Source organism: Lysinibacillus sp. Ag94 (assembly GCF_023242215.1).
In the GTDB taxonomy this organism is placed as follows: domain Bacteria; phylum Bacillota; class Bacilli; order Bacillales_A; family Planococcaceae; genus Lysinibacillus.
The window spans coordinates 2,268,685-2,285,838 of sequence record NZ_CP096780.1 but is presented as its reverse complement, the minus strand read 5'-3'; the positions used below and the strand labels follow the sequence as shown (position 1 = coordinate 2,285,838).

The following is a 17,154-nucleotide window of genomic DNA, read 5'->3' as shown; positions in this document are numbered from 1 at the left end:
GGCAAATGATAAAAAAGCTTGAAGCTATAGGAACTTATCCCGGAGAAAAAATAATATTTGATCGTGAGTTTTTAAAGAAATGTAGGAAAATCCGAAAACTTCAAGGGCTATATGGTTTAGCTGTGAAGAGTGATCTTCCTGTTTTTATATCAGCGTTTAAAAGTCCTATTTTTAAGTTATCGGATCTTTTCGCATTTCCGAAAGGACTAAAAGCAAATAGCAAAGTCCATGAATTTTTAGGAGACTTTGACCTTGCGGCAGACTCCTCAGATTATAAAGTTCCCATTTATTTTATTTTAGGTGAAGATGACTGGCAGGCTCCCTCCATTATTGCCGAAGAATACTTTACTAAAATTAATGCTCCCTATAAAAAATTATTTATCATTTCAAATGCCGGTCATAGAATTATGATGGACCAAACCAACTTGTTCTCAGATACATTACTTCAGATATATAACAATGAACATTGTACGGAGGCGTCTAGATCTTATAAAAGTTCATCATAAAAATGTGAACTAAAAGCCGATTATGGAGCTTTTAAAAAAAGACATGCTCGTACATTTAAGCATGTCTTCCCATTATTTTTTCTTAAGCATACATGTAGTAGCAATTATGCCAATCATTAATAGTATAAAAATCAAATAGGTAAATGTATGGTTTCCAGTCACATCATAACAATAGCCGATTAGTATTGGGATAATGGAGCTTATCATAAAGCCTCCTGAAAGCACCATAGATGACCAGCTATTTGCCTCCTCGTCATTTCTTGCCTCATCCAGTGGTAGCAATAAACCAATTGGAAATAAGCCGCTTAATACGATACCTATTATGAAAACAGCAATCCATAAAAAAGTCCCTGAGCCTAACCATAGCAACACAAAGCCAATTACGCCTAAGCTCCCTAAAGAAAAGAGCCAACCGATTCGACTGAACCATTTTTCCATTAGTATAGGAACCAAAATATTTCCAACCATTTGTACAATAGACATAAAAGTTAGCATAGAGCTTGCAGCGACAAGAGAAAAGCCCTTATCCTGTAATATCGGTGCTAGCCAAGACATTATTGAGAAGAACAAAGATGTTTGTATCCCAAAGTAAATTAAAATGGTCCAAGCACGTACATTTTTCCAAGGATTTCGTGCTGCATTTTCTGTCCATACACCTGTCTCTACCCGCTCCTGATTTTGTATTGCTAGTAACCATATACAAAGAGCAATAATTGCAAGTATTGCCCAACTGCCAAGCGCCATTGTCCAGCTCTCATGAAAATGATTAAAAAATGTTATGGTTAGTGCCGCACTCAATGTTGCCCCTGTTCCTATTCCAAATGAATAAACACCTACCACGGTTGTAAAACGATTCGGGAATTTTTTCTTTATATAGGCATTTAACATGGGTCCAATAAGTGCAATGGCAAATCCTGCAGCAAAACTTGTGACTACAAGTAGTTCATAACTTTCTTTTAAAAAGCGTAGCCCATTTGCAAATGCCAGGATCATTATTAAAAGCGTAATAGCTGTTTTTGTTCCGAGTTTCCTTTGAATAGGTACCGCAAATGGTGCAAAGAGACCCATACAAAACACCGGAATAGATGTTAAAAAGCTCATTTTTGTATTTGATATATGGAGTGATTCCAAAAGTACATTAAATAGTGGTCCTATCCCTGTGACTGCTGGGCGCATATTGAGCGCAACGAAGAAAATACTAACAACCACAAGTACCATAGAAACACGCCATTGCTTGTTCTCCATACTTTCTAAATACCTTCTCTCTATTGATACGGTCAAAAATTCAACAAAATTTGTTAGACCTTTGAATTCTCACTATTTCCTTTTACCATTTTTTCTAGTGTCGGTCAATTTAATGGTAATTATTAAAAAAAAGACATAACGCCAGCTTACGATACTTACATTTTTTTTGGCGCTGCAATGCCCAATAATGCTAACGATTCTTTTAAAACAATGGCTACACAATGACAAAATGCTAATCGTGCTGTTCTCTGGCTGTCATCGACCAATATTTTATTTTGAGCATAATATTTATTAAATACACGCGCTAATTGTAAGGCATATTTAGCAATTTGTGATGGATCTGCTTGCTCAAAAGCATTGACAATTACATTCGGAAACTGTTCCAGTAATAACACAACTGGCCACGCTTGCTCCCCTAATGCTTCAAACGATACTTCGTAACTATGTTCCTTTGCTTTTTCCAAAAGAGATGAGATACGGGCATACGTATATTGAATATAAGGCCCTGTTTCACCTTCAAAATGCATCATTTGCTCAATCGAAAAGTCAATATCATGAAGACGATCATTCTTTAAATCATTAAAAATAACCGCTCCTACACCAACCTGACGTGCAATGTTCTCTTTTTCCACTAGATTTGGATTTTTTTCCTCGATATTTCGCTTCGCCGTAGCTATCGCTTCTGTTAGTACTTCTGCTAATAGAACAATCTTTCCTTTACGCGTCGACATTTTTTTACCGTCTTTTAGAATCATCCCAAAAGGTACATGCTGTAAGTCTTTTGCCCAATCGTATCCCATCTTCTCAATTACGTTAAATAGTTGTTTAAAATGAAGAGATTGTTCGTTCCCTACAACATAAAATATTTTTTTAGGATCATATTGTTGTTTGCGGTAAAATGCAGCTGCTAAATCACGTGTAGCATAGAGCGTAGCACCGTCTGTTTTAGTGATTAAGCATGGAGGCATATTGTCTATTTCAACGACATACGCACCATCTGATTGCACAAGTAGATCTTTTTCTTTCAATTCTTTAACAACAGCAGTCATTTTGTCATTGTAGAACGCTTCCCCAGCGAAAGAATCAAAGTTTATCCCAAGCAATTGATAAATGGTTTTGAATTCTTCGAGTGATGCATCTCTAAACCATTGCCAAAGAGCTAAAGCCTCTCCATCTCCATCTTCTAATGCTTTAAATGCGGCACGCCCCTGTTCATTGAGAGTATCATCTTGCTCCGCTTCTTCATGGAACTTTACATATATTTTTAACAGTTCCTCTATTGGAGCAGCTTCAATTACTTTTTGATCTCCCCATTTTCGATAGGCAATGATTAACTTACCAAACTGTGTGCCCCAGTCACCTATATGATTTATACGAATTGCTTGATAGCCATTTTTCTCAGCAATATTCGCCAAAGCATTCCCGATCACTGTTGAGCGTAAATGGCCCATGGAAAAAGGCTTCGCTATATTTGGGGAAGAAAAGTCTAAAACTACATTCCCCTTTGACTCCTGATGAGTCCCGTATAAATTTTCTTCTTTTACTATTTGGCAAAGTACTTGATGTGTAATCGTTGGCTGATGGTAAAATATATTGACGTAGCCACCTACTACTTGAACTTCTTGTATTAAATTACAGCTTAAATTGTGTTTTATGTCGGATGCGATACTGTTTGGAGATTTTCTTAATGTTTTTGCCAGTGTAAAGCAAGGGAATGCTACATCTCCTAAGCCCAAATTTTTCGGTCTTTCTAGTAGATTTTGAATGTCATTAACAGATAACTCATTATTTAATGCCGCAGCAATTCTTTTCGCAATTTGTGTATGCATATTCATTCTCCTCTCAATAAAAAAAGCCCCCATCTCTAAATATAGAGACGAGAGCATAGTTATCCCGTGGTACCACTCTAGTTGCCATATAAATATGACCACTTTCCATTGTTAACGAGGTGACTCCCCGATATTCTCTACTATTCATTCGAGAACCTTCTCCAAAGTGCGTTTCATTTATGGCTGCTGCATTAGGCTCACACCATCCCTAATTCGCTTTCCAGTAGCTCCATAAACTACTCTCTTTTTCATCGAATTTGACTGTAATTTCAAAATATTCTACACGAGCTACTAATTATTGTCAACAGTCTTTTCGGAAATATCAAGAAGTAAATGTTTACTTTAAAAATGTTCTGCTGAATAATCAATAATAACACTTTTTTAGCTCGCCATACATTTCGCACCTTATTTTTCTTGATGTCATAGTACGAGAGTACGCTCTCCTTAGGTATTTCCAAAATACTATAACCTTTTTTTCATCAATAAAACTAGATAAGAAATAAAACCCTTCTTTTTTTCTTGTATTTAACAGAGCGAATGTTTCAATATATACACCACCACTATCTAGTAAAGACTTTACCTTGTTTGAATGGATATCTATTTCAACCCAATGCTACTAGAAAGCGTTGTTATCGGCTTGACACTTATTATTTATCGAAGAAAATCATATATTTAATGTTTTTTTGCAATTTAAAGTAACCTTTTACCAATCTATCTATAAAAGGTTACTTTATTTATAGAAAGTAATTTATCAAAAAAGTTACCTAATTACAGGTTGTTAAATTTTATTAAGTATCGATATTAAAAAAGTCTATTTAGGTAAATAAACAGGTTCTGTGTACATGAAAACTAATATAAATATGCCCACAGTCACTACAAATAAGGCAATTTTCTGTAATAATGAAAAGTCTCGGAATTTTTTATTTTGAAAAGCAAGATCAGCAATTATCGTAAATAGAAAAGCTACTAACAAAACCTCCAAAGCTCTATTAAGAAATGAAATATTGTATATTGCAATTGCTATAATTGCTATAAATGAAAAGAGAAACTGCCTAAAATATTTGTTTTTTAATAGCATTTCATCCCTCCCCATCCCCTTGTATTACCAAAAATATATTTACATTTGATATATATGCGAATAAAACTTTGAATATTTACCTTAGGAGGGAATCATATGAAGTTTACTTTTATTGCTGGTATGAAGTCAAATTTATCCAGAAGCAAGGACGATGTTTGGGATCAGTTTGATATTTCATACTCTCCTCTAAATGACGCTCTAATAACAACTCTTGAAGCAGATATGAACACTGGTTGTTACAGCTTCAAGCGATGGCGATTATTATGTAGTACTTACAAATTACATTTTCCCCTTTTTAGTTTTTTATATATAATTTTGTCATAGGGTTTGAAGTGTTTAATAAGCTAAAAAGAAATAGATTGAGAGGTATATTTATGAAAAAATTCTTAAAAATTTTCTCTATTACTATTCTTGTTATTATAATCATGTCTTTTGTATCTTTGCTATTATTTGGACGTAACAATCATAGTAATTTATCTGGAAGCGTTTCTGAAAAGATCGATCAATATTTGACAAATGAAAATTTTCAGGGAACCGTCCTAATTGCAAAGAAAGGTGAAGTTTTATTTACAAAAGGTTACGGATTGGCAGCCGATGATTTACAGAATAGCCCAAGTACACTCTATCAGATTGCTTCATTAACTAAAACATTCACTGCAGTAGCAGTCATGCAATTAGTAGAGAAGGGACTTCTAAACTTAGATAATCCAATTTCGCAATACTTACCAGACTTTCCGAATGGAGAAACTATTAAAATAAGTCATCTATTAAGTCATTGTTCGGGAATTCCGGATTATCTGAAGAAGGATTTCAATTTTGACTACAGTAAAGAATGGAATCCAATAGATATTGTAAATACCGTTAAAGATTCTGAATTAGAGTTTACCCCAGGTAAAAGCTTTAGTTATAGTAATACTGGTTATGTAATGTTAGGGCTAATTATTGAAAAAGTCAGCGGACAGTCATATGCAAATTATATAGAAGAAAATATTTTTGAGCCGAGCAACATGTCTAATTCTATGTTTACGGTTCCCGCTGGCATACCGAAAGCGGAAGGACATGTAGAAGGAAAAATCGGACCCTTAATACATAAATCTGCAGCGTACGCAGCTGGGGATATCATTTCTACTGCTGAAGATTTAGAACTGTTTAACAGAGCCTTGCTTAACAATGTGTTAATAAGCAAAGAAACATCAGAATTGATGAGTACGACCCATGCTAAAAAGTTTCCGAATCAATATGGCTATGGTTGGTATACTCAAGATGTCATGGGGAAAAAAGCAGTTGGACATCCAGGAGGATATCCAAGTGGTTTCCGTCATTATGTTACACTGCTAAATAACGAGGAATTAATAGTGATCGTTCTTAGCAACGAGATGACAGTGAATTCAAAAAGAATCAACCGTAATCTTACATCCATCGTTCTTCAGCAACCAATTTGGATATGGGAAGAGAAACTTTAATTCTTTTTCTCAAATTTGATAAAAAATACTTTAGTAAACTCATGCCCTTCTCACTAGAGAGGGCTTTCATTACTATTGCCCATTCTTTACCTTAGTGCCGATAAAATACATATAAAAAGTATCTGGCTTTACTATTTATTAACATTATCCCCCTCTCCTATTCCACTCAAACACCCGAGAACCAATAACGCAAACGTTGATTTAATAATGTTTATAGACTATGGTACATATTTCATGATATACTAGTGCCATTGTGAAAAAAGGAGGAACTTGCATGATTCAAGTAAGTAATGTAGGTCTTCGCTATGGCGATCGTAAACTATTTGAAGACGTAAATATAAAATTCACACCGGGGAATTGCTACGGTTTAATCGGAGCAAATGGTGCTGGTAAATCAACATTTTTAAAAATTCTTTCTGGTGAAATTGAAGCACAAGAAGGTCACGTATCGATGGGTAAGGACGAACGTTTATCAGTCCTTAAACAAAACCACTTTGAATACGATGAATTTAATGTATTAGATACAGTTGTTATGGGGAACAAACGTCTTTGGGAAGTAAAATCTGAAAAAGACGCTATCTACGCAAAAGAAGACTTTTCTGATGAGGATGGCATGCGTGCTGCTGAATTAGAGGGTGAATTCGCTGACCTAAATGGTTGGGAAGCTGACTCAGAAGCAGCAACATTATTAAACGGATTAGGGATTGGCGACGAGCTTCACTATATGCTAATGGCTGACCTTGAAGGTTCTGACAAAGTCAAAGTATTGTTAGCACAAGCTCTATTTGGTAAGCCAGACGTTCTATTACTAGATGAGCCTACCAACCACCTTGACTTAAAAGCAATCCAATGGTTAGAAGAATTCTTAATTAACTTTGAAAATACGGTTATTGTCGTTTCCCATGACCGTCACTTCTTAAACAAAGTATGTACACATATTGCTGACCTTGATTTCTCTAAAATCCAATTATATGTTGGTAACTATGACTTCTGGTACGAGTCTAGCCAACTAGCACAAAAAATGATGGCAGACCAAAACAAGAAGAAAGAAGAAAAGATTAAAGAGCTACAAGCATTCGTTGCTCGTTTCTCTGCGAACGCTTCAAAATCAAGCCAAGCCACTTCTCGAAAAAAAATGTTGGATAAAATCGAGCTAGACGACATTAAACCTTCTAGCCGAAAATATCCGTTCATCAACTTCCAAACGGGACGTGAAATCGGTAATGATGTGTTAACGGTGGAAGGCCTTACAGTAAGCAATGAAGGCGAAACACTATTTAAAGATATTCGCTTTTCAATGAACAAAGAGGATAAAATCATTTTACTTGGTAATCCAATGGCAAAAACGGCTCTTCTTGATATTCTAATGGACGAAAGAAAAGCAGATGCTGGTACATTCAAATGGGGCGTAACAACATCTCAAAGCTACTTTGAAAATGATCACGATAAATACTTCGAAGGTTCAGAGAAATCATTAGTGGAATGGTTACGCCAATATTCTCCGGATGATGAAACAGAAAGCTTCTTACGCGGCTTCTTAGGTCGTATGCTATTCTCTGGTGAAGAAGTGAAAAAATCTCCTTCCGTTTTATCAGGGGGCGAAAAAGTTCGTTGTATGCTATCAAAAATGATGCTTGCAACAGCAAACGTTATTTTACTGGATGAGCCAACGAACCACCTTGACCTTGAGTCAATCCAAGCATTAAATGAAGGACTTATGCGCTTCAAAGGTGCAATGCTCTTCACATCTCATGACCATCAGTTCATCCAAACAATTGCAAACCGTGTCATCGAAATCCGTGAAGACGGTACAATTTTAGATAAACTATTAACTTATGATGAATTCCTAGAGTGGAAAGATAGCCAAGGCTTAAACTAATGAACAAAACAGGGGTCTCCTATTCAAAAAGGAGAACCCTGTTTTTTTAAATTCGCTTTTCTTGTCAAAGTCTATTACTTTGACGTGGTTGTCATTGCTACTTCTACTTGGGCATCTGACATGCGTTTATTTTCTTGTACTTTCTCGTCAGTTTCTTCATATTGAGTAATCATCCGTGTATCTGGTGAAAATACTGCAAGTAGCAGTGATAACAATAGCCCCGCCATCATTAATCCACCAAATAAATATGGTGATGCCCCATATTCTGTTGCTAAAGATGTCCATAGCATTGGTCCAAAACCGACGATTGCCGCAGCGATTTGATAGCCAAAGGATAGCCCCGTGTATCGAACATTCGCAGGGAATAATTCAGAGAAAAACGTACCTTGAGTCGCAAAAATGGCTGCCCAGACGACACCGAGTAAAATGATTTGCAATATAAAGAAATTAGTTGAATTAATTGGAATCATTACGAAATATGGAATTGCTAGTAGTAGCATTGTGATAAGGCCGCCAATATAAATTTTCTTTCGACCTATAAAATCTGAAAAATACCCAACAAGTGGAATTGTGACAATCATTGTTGCACAGCTTAACGTTAGAGCAAATAACGCGACATCCCTTGTATAGCCTATATACGTAGTTGCATACACCAATATAAACGACATTAAAAACACATTAAAGAATCCATCCCCTATTTTTAATCCAATAATGCGGAGAATATCTTTTTTGTTATATTTAAAAACTTGGACAATTGGTAATTTAGCTAATTCGCCATTGTCTTTTTTACGTTTAAATTCTGGTGTTTCTTCAATCCCACTTCGAATCCAGATCGCCAGTACTATTAAAACCGCGCTAAATAGAAATGGTAAACGCCAACCCCAGGCCATAAATTGCGCTTCTGTCGTTAATGAAGAAATAAGTGTAAAACTAAATGTCCCTAACACTAAACCGATTGGAACACCTAGCTGTGGAATAGAACCAAAAAAGCCACGTACACCCTTTGTAGCCGATTCAGTAGCTAGTAACACGGCACCTCCCCATTCACCACCAAGTGCAATCCCTTGAATAAGTCGCAAAATTACTAAAAGCATTGGGGCAAGTAACCCCACTTGTGCATACGTAGGTAATAAACCTATCAAAAAAGAACTACCGCCCATTCCTATTAACGTAAGCATAAGCAATGCTTTCCTTCCGACACGATCACCCATATGTCCAAAAATTAAACTGCCAATTGGACGAGCTGCATATCCTGCTCCAAACGTAGCAAATGCAATTAATATCGAGATTGCTGGATTAGTCGAAGGGAAAAAAAGTGTTGTAAAAACTAATCCCGTTGCAGTACCATACAAATAAAAATCGTACCATTCGATGACTGATCCTGCTAAACTTGCTAATAATATCTTCACATTTTTCATAAAATCCCTTCTCTCTACAGTCAATTTTTTATGTCATTCGCTATAACTAAAACTAACGTTATGTAAAACGTGTTTTTGAATTTTTCCGACAGATGTACGTGCCTTAAATTTTGCGAGGCGTTCTCGACATACGCTATCAAATCCTCTTCATAATGACGGTTGCTTCATATACTAATCGATGCTCTGTTAGTACACTCTTCACTTCTCGCTGCCACATTTTCACCTGAACGTTTAATCATATCCTTTATACGATCTACGAAATAAAAATAACTCTCTTCATCCATACGGGCATTGTCCCTAGTATATAGGTTGTTGCTCTATTCTCTCCCTTCGTTCTATTCCAAATTAAATCTATGATATCCCCCTTCTTTAACTAGTTTCATAGACTATAGTCTGTATATTAATTGGCAAAACAATTCCTAGTGAGCTATGTCCTTACTTCACTTTGCTCTAGCTTATCATCAGTTTTAGATGGTAATACTTGCAGCGTACTTTGTGCTGGCCACTCATGTATAAAATCATCCACTTGTCGATATATTTAAACTCCACCCATTTTTTCTAAATTCCGGACTCTCAAGTTTACATAATATTATTATTTTTACTCTGTTATAACCCTAACTTTTTATATCTTTTTTGTCAAAACAAGTATACGACTCTTTAAAAAATCATGTATAATAGCTTTTATCTTAAATTGAAAGAGGGTTTTTATGTTTTCCCCATTAAAAAAAGGCGATACCATTGGCATTTACTCGCCCTCCAAACCAGCTACAACTATTGCAAAAGCTCGCTATGAACGAGGTAAGAAACGTCTGCAAGCACTTGGCTTTACGATTAAGGAAGGTTCATTAACTGGGAAAGAAGATTTTTATCGCTCTGGTACACCGAAAGAACGAGCAGAAGAACTGAATGCACTACTTCGTGATCCACATATCAACATGATCTTACCTACTATGGGTGGTACTAACGCTAATAGTATGCTGCCATACCTAGATTATGAAGCATTTAAGCAGAATCCAAAAATACTTATAGGTTTGTCTGATGTTACCGCTATACTTCTCGCAATGTATGCAAAGACTAGTATTCCTGTCTTTTATGGACCTTCTGTTGCTTCTACTTTTGGTGAATTTCCACCTTTTGTCCATTATACAGAGCAATATTTTAAAGATTTATTTTTACATTCATTATCAACTCCCTATACTATGCCAATCCCACCTATTTGGACAGATGACCGACTAAATTGGTTAGAAAAAACGACTGAAAAAACTCAACATCATAATTCATGGATTACAGTGCAACATGGCACTGCTGAGGGACGTTTAATAGGTGGAAATATAAATACGATGTACGGCTTCATTGGAACGCCTTACTTCCCTCACATAAATAAAGGAGATATTTTACTTCTCGAAGATACTTCTAAAACAATTGCGGTTGTTGAGAAAAACTTTGCTATGCTAAAACTACACGGAATTTTCGACAAAGCTTCTGCAATTATTTTAGGTAAACATGAACAATATGATGATTTAGGAACCGGAAGAAAGCCTTATGATGTGTTGCTAGAGCAACTAGATGGACGTACTATGCCTATAATGGCTGATGTTGATTGCTGCCACACTCATCCCTTGCATGCTATGCCCATAGGCTTACGTATACGTGTCAATGCAACTAGCAAAGAGATTACCTTTCTAGAAACCTGGTTTTCATAACATTCGTATAACCTACATACTTTACGTATAATGAAGACAAATAGCTAAAGCAGTCTAATTTGCAACTGTCTTTTATGATGGTATTCAGCTATCACACTCAGGGGATAATGGCAACAACGCTATTTTGTAAAAATATCGACCTTATCGTATAGATCATACAATGCTAACTACTGCGGCCAAAATAAAATTGATAAAAATTACTTGGGCCTTTTCATTTTGGGTAAGGAGGGTTTTTATGAATGATATACATAGATCAACAACAGATGAAGAATTGACAGAAGAAGAATTGATAGAACTTGTCCTCGCTGAACAGCAAAAGGCGCTGGCACAAGAACAAGAAGAACCACTGCAAGGTAAAAAGCCTAAAAAACGAAAGCCAATTGTCAAATGGATTGTCTGGAGTATGGCATTTGTATTAATTTTGAATACCTTTGCTCTTATCTTTCAAATTTACACCCCTCCAGCCCTTGAATTTTTGAAGGTGTCTGCTCGGCTATCAGCGCAAGAAGATATAAAAACCTATAAAAAAGCTGTAGTAGAGATCTCTACAGGTTCTAGCAAGGGCACTGGTTTTTCGATTTCTTCAGATGGACTTATTGTCACCAATGCACACGTTGTAGAAGATGCTCAATCATTATTCGTCATTTTTCCTGAAGAAGGTTTAATGGCTGCCAAGGTACTACAAAGTTTCCCTGACGTAGATTTAGCATTATTGCAGGTAGCTGGTGATGACTTACCTTCCCTCTCGCTTGCAGAAAATCCTAACTATAGCAAAAATGAGCATGTCTATTTCATTGGTAATCCATTAGCCTTTACGGGCATTGCAAATGAAGGAACTTTACTGGAGTCAACTTTCGTTGATGATTGGCAGGAGCCTATTATGATGATGAATGCCCCTGTTTATCGAGGAAATAGTGGCAGTCCTGTTATAAATGCTGCTGGTGAGGTGATTGGAATCGTCTTTGCAACTGCTAAAAAATCTCCATATGGTCGTGTCGGTTTATTTATTCCTGTAGAAGTGCTACAACGCATACTAAGTAAATAATGCAAAAACTTGCTTGTTCTCATACTAAAGAGACAGGCAATTTAGTTTGTTTACATAATAAAATTATAAGAAAATGAAAAACTTAATTTTTGATCTGTATGAATGGTAGTATCTAAACTCTTTCATATAACAAGTCACTAGTAATCATATCTTGTAACTCTCTAATGTTCGAAGCATACAAAAAAAAGGCATCCTATATCAATAGGATGCCTTAATTTAACGAAAGTAATTTTAATTACTGAGAATTAAAGTTTAGTTACGTTAGCAGCTTGTGGTCCGCGGTTGCCATCTACAACTTCGAATTCCACTTTTTGACCTTCGTCAAGAGTTTTGAAACCTTCGCCTTGGATAGCTGAGAAGTGTACGAATACGTCGTTTTCACCTTCAACTTCGATGAATCCAAAACCTTTTTCTGAGTTAAACCATTTTACTGTACCTTGTTTCATTTAAGAAAACCTCCAAAAAATAAAAGTGAACAATATGTAATTTCTTCAACGAATTGAAAAAATTCACATATTACAAAGAGTACCGAACTAACGCGATCACTTTTTGTAATATGTGAATTCATGTTTCCGGTGAAGCAATTAAATTGTTAACTTAAGTATAACCGCCATTCATAATTTTGTCAAATAAAGAAAAATGTTTTTTTATTAATTTCTAAATTTTATTTCTATTTTCCAGATTTTAAAGCGATAATCCCGTGATATATTTGTACATCATCATCACAGGCTTCACAAAAAACACTTTCATCTTCTGACCAGAATGCCCAATATCCCTCTTCTTTCGTAGCCTCATTGTCGTATGTTAAACGGAAGTGCTGCAGTTTCGTTTGCAATGCTGACTCAAATTGCTCCTCCGATTCAAATGTTTCATTTGTTTGAATAAAAGCCTCCCAGCCTTCAAACTTCCACCAAGGCTCATAATCAGCTTTCATGTAAATGATTGTATACATATTTGCCACATTCCCTGCTGTAATAAGATATTTTCATTTTAGCAAACACATTTGAAATGTCTATTAAAACACTCTGTCATATGCTATTATTACCTTATTATTCATAAATTTTGGAGGTATTTTTTTTATGTTTTCAAGTATTCGACCTAAGGCCGAACTCGATGAATTATTAAAGCGTGGTACAAATTTAAATGCTACTGGTCGTTTTAATAAAACACTAGCATTTAACCATTTCAATGCTCAAGATGAAGAGAATTTAAAAACGCTCTTCAATAAATTAAAAGATATCACGCCTTCAATGAATGCTATTTTTAATAACTATTTAAAAGAAATCTCTCTTTCCTCTCAGCTAACGATTAGTGAAGAAAATATTAATCGATACTTAAATCAATTTTTCTTAGCTACTCGTGATGATGACTATGTAGATGAAACTGTTAAATTTTTTAATTTATTTAGAAAGAATCAATATGAGCCAGGAAAGTTAATCGTCGTCTTCAATCAATTTGCATTTTATATTACTACATACATTTTACATAATTTCGGTTTAAAACCTAATAAAGCATTTGAATATATGAAATCTTTCCAATCAGCTGTTAATGTTGACCAAGAATTACTCATCGAAGTATTAACAGAACGTACTATTGAAAATGTAGTTGCTGAAATTTCTTCTTTAATGGATGTCAACGCAAAAATCATGTACATGAAAGATTTAGTATTTAGCCTAGATAAACAAAACGAAGAAATCCAGTCCTCTACCGCAGCAACAGAAGAAATTGCCGCTTCTATTAACGAGGTTGCTCGCATGTCTTCTCGTATTTCTGAAAAAACAACTGAATCTGTTGATCATGCTGTACAAGGAAAAAATGCAATTGAGCATGCCCTTTCCGAAATCTTTAAAACAGAAGAGACATTTACAACAATTGTTGAATCCTTTTCAGAGTTACAAAAGCGGGTAAATGATATTGAACATGTTGTAACATTAATAAACCAAATTGCCGATCAAACAAATTTACTTGCTTTGAACGCTTCTATTGAGGCTGCACGGGCGGGCGAACATGGTAAAGGCTTCGCCGTAGTTGCCCAGGAAGTTCGAAAGCTTGCTGAGGGAACGGTTTCAGCGCTAAGTGAAGTAACTGCAAATGTTCATCATTTAAAAAGCTATTCAAACGATGTGTCAAACTCAATTACAGAAACGACTGAGATTATTAAAGATGCAACAGTAGAGGCTAAAGAATCGTTACCATTATTAAATGCGATTGTTAGTGCCATTGAAGGTATTAATCTGGATGTCACGAATACAGCTGCGATATCACAGGAACAGGCTGCAGCTATTGATGAAGTATCAGCAAGAATGATTGAAATTTCTAACCTTCAAGATGACATTCGCGAATATAGTCATAATACATCGAGTGATATTCATTCATTAGGGAAAGAAATTAATCGTTTCCGCAATGATATTATTGAGAATAATAATGTTCAGCTATCTTCTATAGCACTTTTACAATTATCAAAGGCCGATCATATTTTATGGAAATGGCGAATTTATAATATGTTCCTTGGTCTTGAAAATGTCGAGCCAAGTGATGTTTCCTCGCATACAGATTGCCGTCTAGGTAAATGGTATACATCCGCTCGCACTGTTGAACGTTTCGGACACTTACAGGAATATCGAGAATTAGACGCCTATCATTTACGTGTTCATGAATCGGCGAAGTTAGCAGCGGAAGCTTATAAGGTTGGGAATATTCAACAAGCTGAAGTTCATTTAAAAGAGGTAGATCAAGCTTCTAAGCATGTTCTCTATTTTATCAATAATTTAATCGTATATTTAGAAAAAGAACGTGTTATGCACTAAGCACCAAGGGGATTCTCCCCTCTTAACTAGTAGGAGGTGTTAGCTTGAACAAGCGAGCGCTTATTAAATTTTTCGGTGATGTTTACGGGACTGGCTATCGTTTTTTCATTAAACAGAAAGCGATTGAACTAGGATTAAAAGGATACTGTAAACTAAATAATCAAGATCAAATTGAAGTTGAAGTAGAAGGATCAAAAAAAGCGATAGATGAATTCTTAGTATTCGTTCAAAAGGGTGTTAGCCCTCAAGCAGATTCCAATTCATTTACTTTAGAGCTTTTTGATGATTTAAAAGGTTATACACGCATGGAGTCAGACATTGTTTAGTCTGGCTCTATTGTTTTATAGTGTAGGAAGGCTATTGATAATGGGCGATTATTAATGAATAGCATACGGATGATTTAAAATGACGTTGCTGGGGGCAAATTTAATTAGGATTGAGGTTAATTCCCCAGTCCTTTTTATTTTCCCTTCAAAAAAACACCAGCCGTATTTAGATGCCTTATTTAAAATAGCTACTTATACCATTCCACTGTTCTCATGCCAACTTTTATGGGTGATCCATTGAACTATATAACAATGCATTTTCTAATACGTGTTGTGTTCGTTGCTGCATGTTCTTCCTCTTTTTATCTATGCTTTATTTAGTTGCTACCGCATTTAAAAGTAATTGTTTGTTATGGTCAGACATTACACGCCATTCTTTAACCGTTACTTTCATTTGCCCTCACATCCTTTCGAATTTTCGCTTCCAAACACTGTATGCAAATGGGAGCGTATGTAAGACACGTGCACGTTGATTTATTATTCAAATTCCAAAGTTCATGCGATACATGCAGCGGGTTTCTTGTCATAATAAAAAGCCACATCTCATCATGAGTATGACTTTAAAGTCCTAATTATAATTCTTCTAAATAGATTGTAACGATACTTCTTGGATTGTAATCACTGCCCCGTCATTATCATCCTTATTAACTACATCACCAACATGCGGAATCAGAGCTGATAGAGAGTTGTTGATGTCAAACGTCAATAATTATATCTCCATTTTGTTCACACAAGCTGACACACTAAAAACCGAATGTCATCATAAGAAATATAATGCACAATAAAAAGCCACAATAAATTAGATGTGACTTGATATCAATATTTTATTTTGTCGTTAATGTCTCAATGGTTTTATTGTTATTACAGATCAAACATTTAGCTTTAAATTTTATACTCGATGAGAGTAATTGCAACTTACTTAAGTCGTTACTCAACTTTTCTATTTCAACTAAACCTTCACTTTGCAAAAGCCTAATTTCCAACTCAAATTTTTTTAAAGATTTTTGGATTAATTCTATATCTTCCTTGTATTTCTCTAACATAATTTTAGGATCAATGAGTTCAATCTTATTGTTTGTGTTTTTTTGCATATGGTAGACTCTCCCTTTTAACCTATGAAGTCATCTTTATGGCGCAATCTTTGTTACATAATAAATTGAAAAACACCCTAGAACATGAAAAAATTTTAACAATTGGATTTTATTAACACTATTATAAAGTTGTTTAACATATTTAACAATGTTATTTTTCATTCAAATGAAAATCAATTATGCCTCGGCAATATTGTTGCTGTCGCTTCGCTTTCGCACAGAAAACTTTTGTTGCTGTCGCTTCGCTTTCGCACAGAAAACTTTTGTTGCTGTCGCTTCGCTTTCGCTACAGAAAAAAATGCGGCTGAGATCGCCTTTAATGTTTGTATAAGAAGCTCCTTTCAGAATTCTGTGAAAGGTACAGGGGAGATGGGACAAGTCTATCGAATTAAAGCAATCTAATGAATGACTTAAAATCGGCGTGTATCACTACTCGATATGTAAGCGTATTTTGAGAATAAAATCTCGAATACGCTTATTTATTTTATAAAATAATTTTAACGCCATGATGGAATCAACAACAGACGAAAAAACAATACTAATGTTTAACCTATTAAGAGAGAATAAATTGACTAACAACATGTGAAGCAATTCGCGAATTACTATAATTTTGAATACAATATATAGAATGAAATCGATTAATCCAAATAGCCTTTTATTACCTACCCGAGTAATAGATGACACAATAATGTCGGACATTTTGTTTGACTTCTTTTTCGTCTATCCCCTTTTCTTCCTAATAAAGCAAAGGATTTTCTTGTTCT

General features: G+C 35.3%; 15 protein-coding genes and 1 other annotated feature. Of the genes, 7 read left to right on the top strand and 8 right to left on the bottom strand.

Features of this window, described 5'->3' with window-relative positions; translation table 11 throughout:
- Positions 1-5: 5 nt before the first annotated feature.
- Positions 6-506, top strand: coding sequence for an alpha/beta fold hydrolase (locus MY533_RS10560; RefSeq protein ID WP_248719090.1), 501 nt, complete (start codon positions 6-8; stop codon positions 504-506).
- A 72-nt stretch (positions 507-578) separates the two neighbouring features.
- Here MY533_RS10560 and MY533_RS10555 read toward each other — a convergent pair whose 3' ends face one another.
- The 3 genes from MY533_RS10555 to MY533_RS10545 form a co-directional block, all read right to left on the bottom strand.
- The gene (locus MY533_RS10555) at positions 579-1,751 is read right to left on the bottom strand and encodes an MFS transporter (RefSeq protein ID WP_248719089.1); all 1,173 of its coding nucleotides are present in this window, start codon (positions 1,749-1,751) and stop codon (positions 579-581) included.
- A 155-nt stretch (positions 1,752-1,906) separates the two neighbouring features.
- Positions 1,907-3,586: an arginine--tRNA ligase gene (gene argS / locus MY533_RS10550; RefSeq protein ID WP_248719088.1), complete on the bottom strand. Its 1,680-nt coding sequence runs from the start codon at positions 3,584-3,586 to the stop codon at positions 1,907-1,909.
- Positions 3,587-3,620: 34 nt separating this feature from the next.
- Positions 3,621-3,841 (bottom strand) — a binding site (T-box leader).
- Between the two features lie 550 nt (positions 3,842-4,391).
- Positions 4,392-4,658 (bottom strand): hypothetical protein, encoded by a 267-nt coding sequence (locus MY533_RS10545; RefSeq protein ID WP_248719087.1) that lies wholly within the window; start codon positions 4,656-4,658, stop codon positions 4,392-4,394.
- Positions 4,659-5,032: 374 nt separating this feature from the next.
- Between MY533_RS10545 and MY533_RS10540 the strand changes: the two genes are divergently transcribed.
- Complete coding sequence (locus MY533_RS10540; protein WP_248719086.1) at positions 5,033-6,121, top strand: serine hydrolase domain-containing protein; 1,089 nt, start codon at positions 5,033-5,035, stop codon at positions 6,119-6,121.
- 274 nt (positions 6,122-6,395) lie between these two features.
- A complete protein-coding gene (locus MY533_RS10535) occupies positions 6,396-8,000 on the top strand; it encodes an ABC-F family ATP-binding cassette domain-containing protein (RefSeq protein ID WP_248719085.1) in 1,605 nt (534 codons plus the stop codon).
- Between the two features lie 74 nt (positions 8,001-8,074).
- On the opposite strand, the gene MY533_RS10530 is transcribed toward MY533_RS10535, so the two are convergent.
- Positions 8,075-9,418: an MFS transporter gene (locus tag MY533_RS10530; RefSeq protein WP_248719084.1), complete on the bottom strand. Its 1,344-nt coding sequence runs from the start codon at positions 9,416-9,418 to the stop codon at positions 8,075-8,077.
- Between the two features lie 707 nt (positions 9,419-10,125).
- On the opposite strand from MY533_RS10530, the gene MY533_RS10520 reads away from it, so the two are divergent.
- Both MY533_RS10520 and MY533_RS10515 read left to right on the top strand, forming a co-directional pair.
- Positions 10,126-11,121 carry a S66 family peptidase gene (locus MY533_RS10520; RefSeq protein ID WP_248719083.1) on the top strand — a complete coding sequence of 332 codons (996 nt, stop codon included), beginning with the start codon at positions 10,126-10,128 and terminating at the stop codon, positions 11,119-11,121.
- Between the two features lie 235 nt (positions 11,122-11,356).
- Entirely contained in the window at positions 11,357-12,166 is an 810-nt protein-coding gene (locus MY533_RS10515; protein ID WP_248719082.1) for a S1C family serine protease, read from the top strand.
- A gap of 245 nt (positions 12,167-12,411) precedes the next feature.
- Here MY533_RS10515 and MY533_RS10510 read toward each other — a convergent pair whose 3' ends face one another.
- Positions 12,412-12,612, bottom strand: a complete 201-nt coding sequence (locus MY533_RS10510) for a cold-shock protein (RefSeq protein ID WP_004230088.1) — start codon at positions 12,610-12,612, stop codon at positions 12,412-12,414.
- Between the two features lie 224 nt (positions 12,613-12,836).
- A complete protein-coding gene (locus MY533_RS10505; RefSeq protein ID WP_248719081.1) occupies positions 12,837-13,118 on the bottom strand; it encodes a DUF1033 family protein in 282 nt (93 codons plus the stop codon).
- Between the two features lie 127 nt (positions 13,119-13,245).
- Here MY533_RS10505 and MY533_RS10500 point away from each other — a divergent pair, with 127 nt between their 5' ends.
- Both MY533_RS10500 and MY533_RS10495 read left to right on the top strand, forming a co-directional pair.
- On the top strand, positions 13,246-14,973 hold the full coding sequence (locus tag MY533_RS10500) for a globin-coupled sensor protein (RefSeq protein ID WP_248719080.1): 1,728 nt from the start codon (positions 13,246-13,248) through the stop codon (positions 14,971-14,973).
- A gap of 44 nt (positions 14,974-15,017) precedes the next feature.
- Positions 15,018-15,299: an acylphosphatase gene (locus MY533_RS10495; protein ID WP_132364826.1), complete on the top strand. Its 282-nt coding sequence runs from the start codon at positions 15,018-15,020 to the stop codon at positions 15,297-15,299.
- A gap of 583 nt (positions 15,300-15,882) precedes the next feature.
- Here MY533_RS10495 and MY533_RS22125 read toward each other — a convergent pair.
- Together MY533_RS22125 and MY533_RS10490 are read right to left on the bottom strand one after the other, a co-directional pair.
- Positions 15,883-16,005 carry a hypothetical protein gene (locus MY533_RS22125; RefSeq protein WP_256469522.1) on the bottom strand — a complete coding sequence of 41 codons (123 nt, stop codon included), beginning with the start codon at positions 16,003-16,005 and terminating at the stop codon, positions 15,883-15,885.
- 118 nt (positions 16,006-16,123) lie between these two features.
- Complete coding sequence (locus tag MY533_RS10490; protein WP_248719079.1) at positions 16,124-16,390, bottom strand: hypothetical protein; 267 nt, start codon at positions 16,388-16,390, stop codon at positions 16,124-16,126.
- Positions 16,391-17,154: the final 764 nt, after the last annotated feature.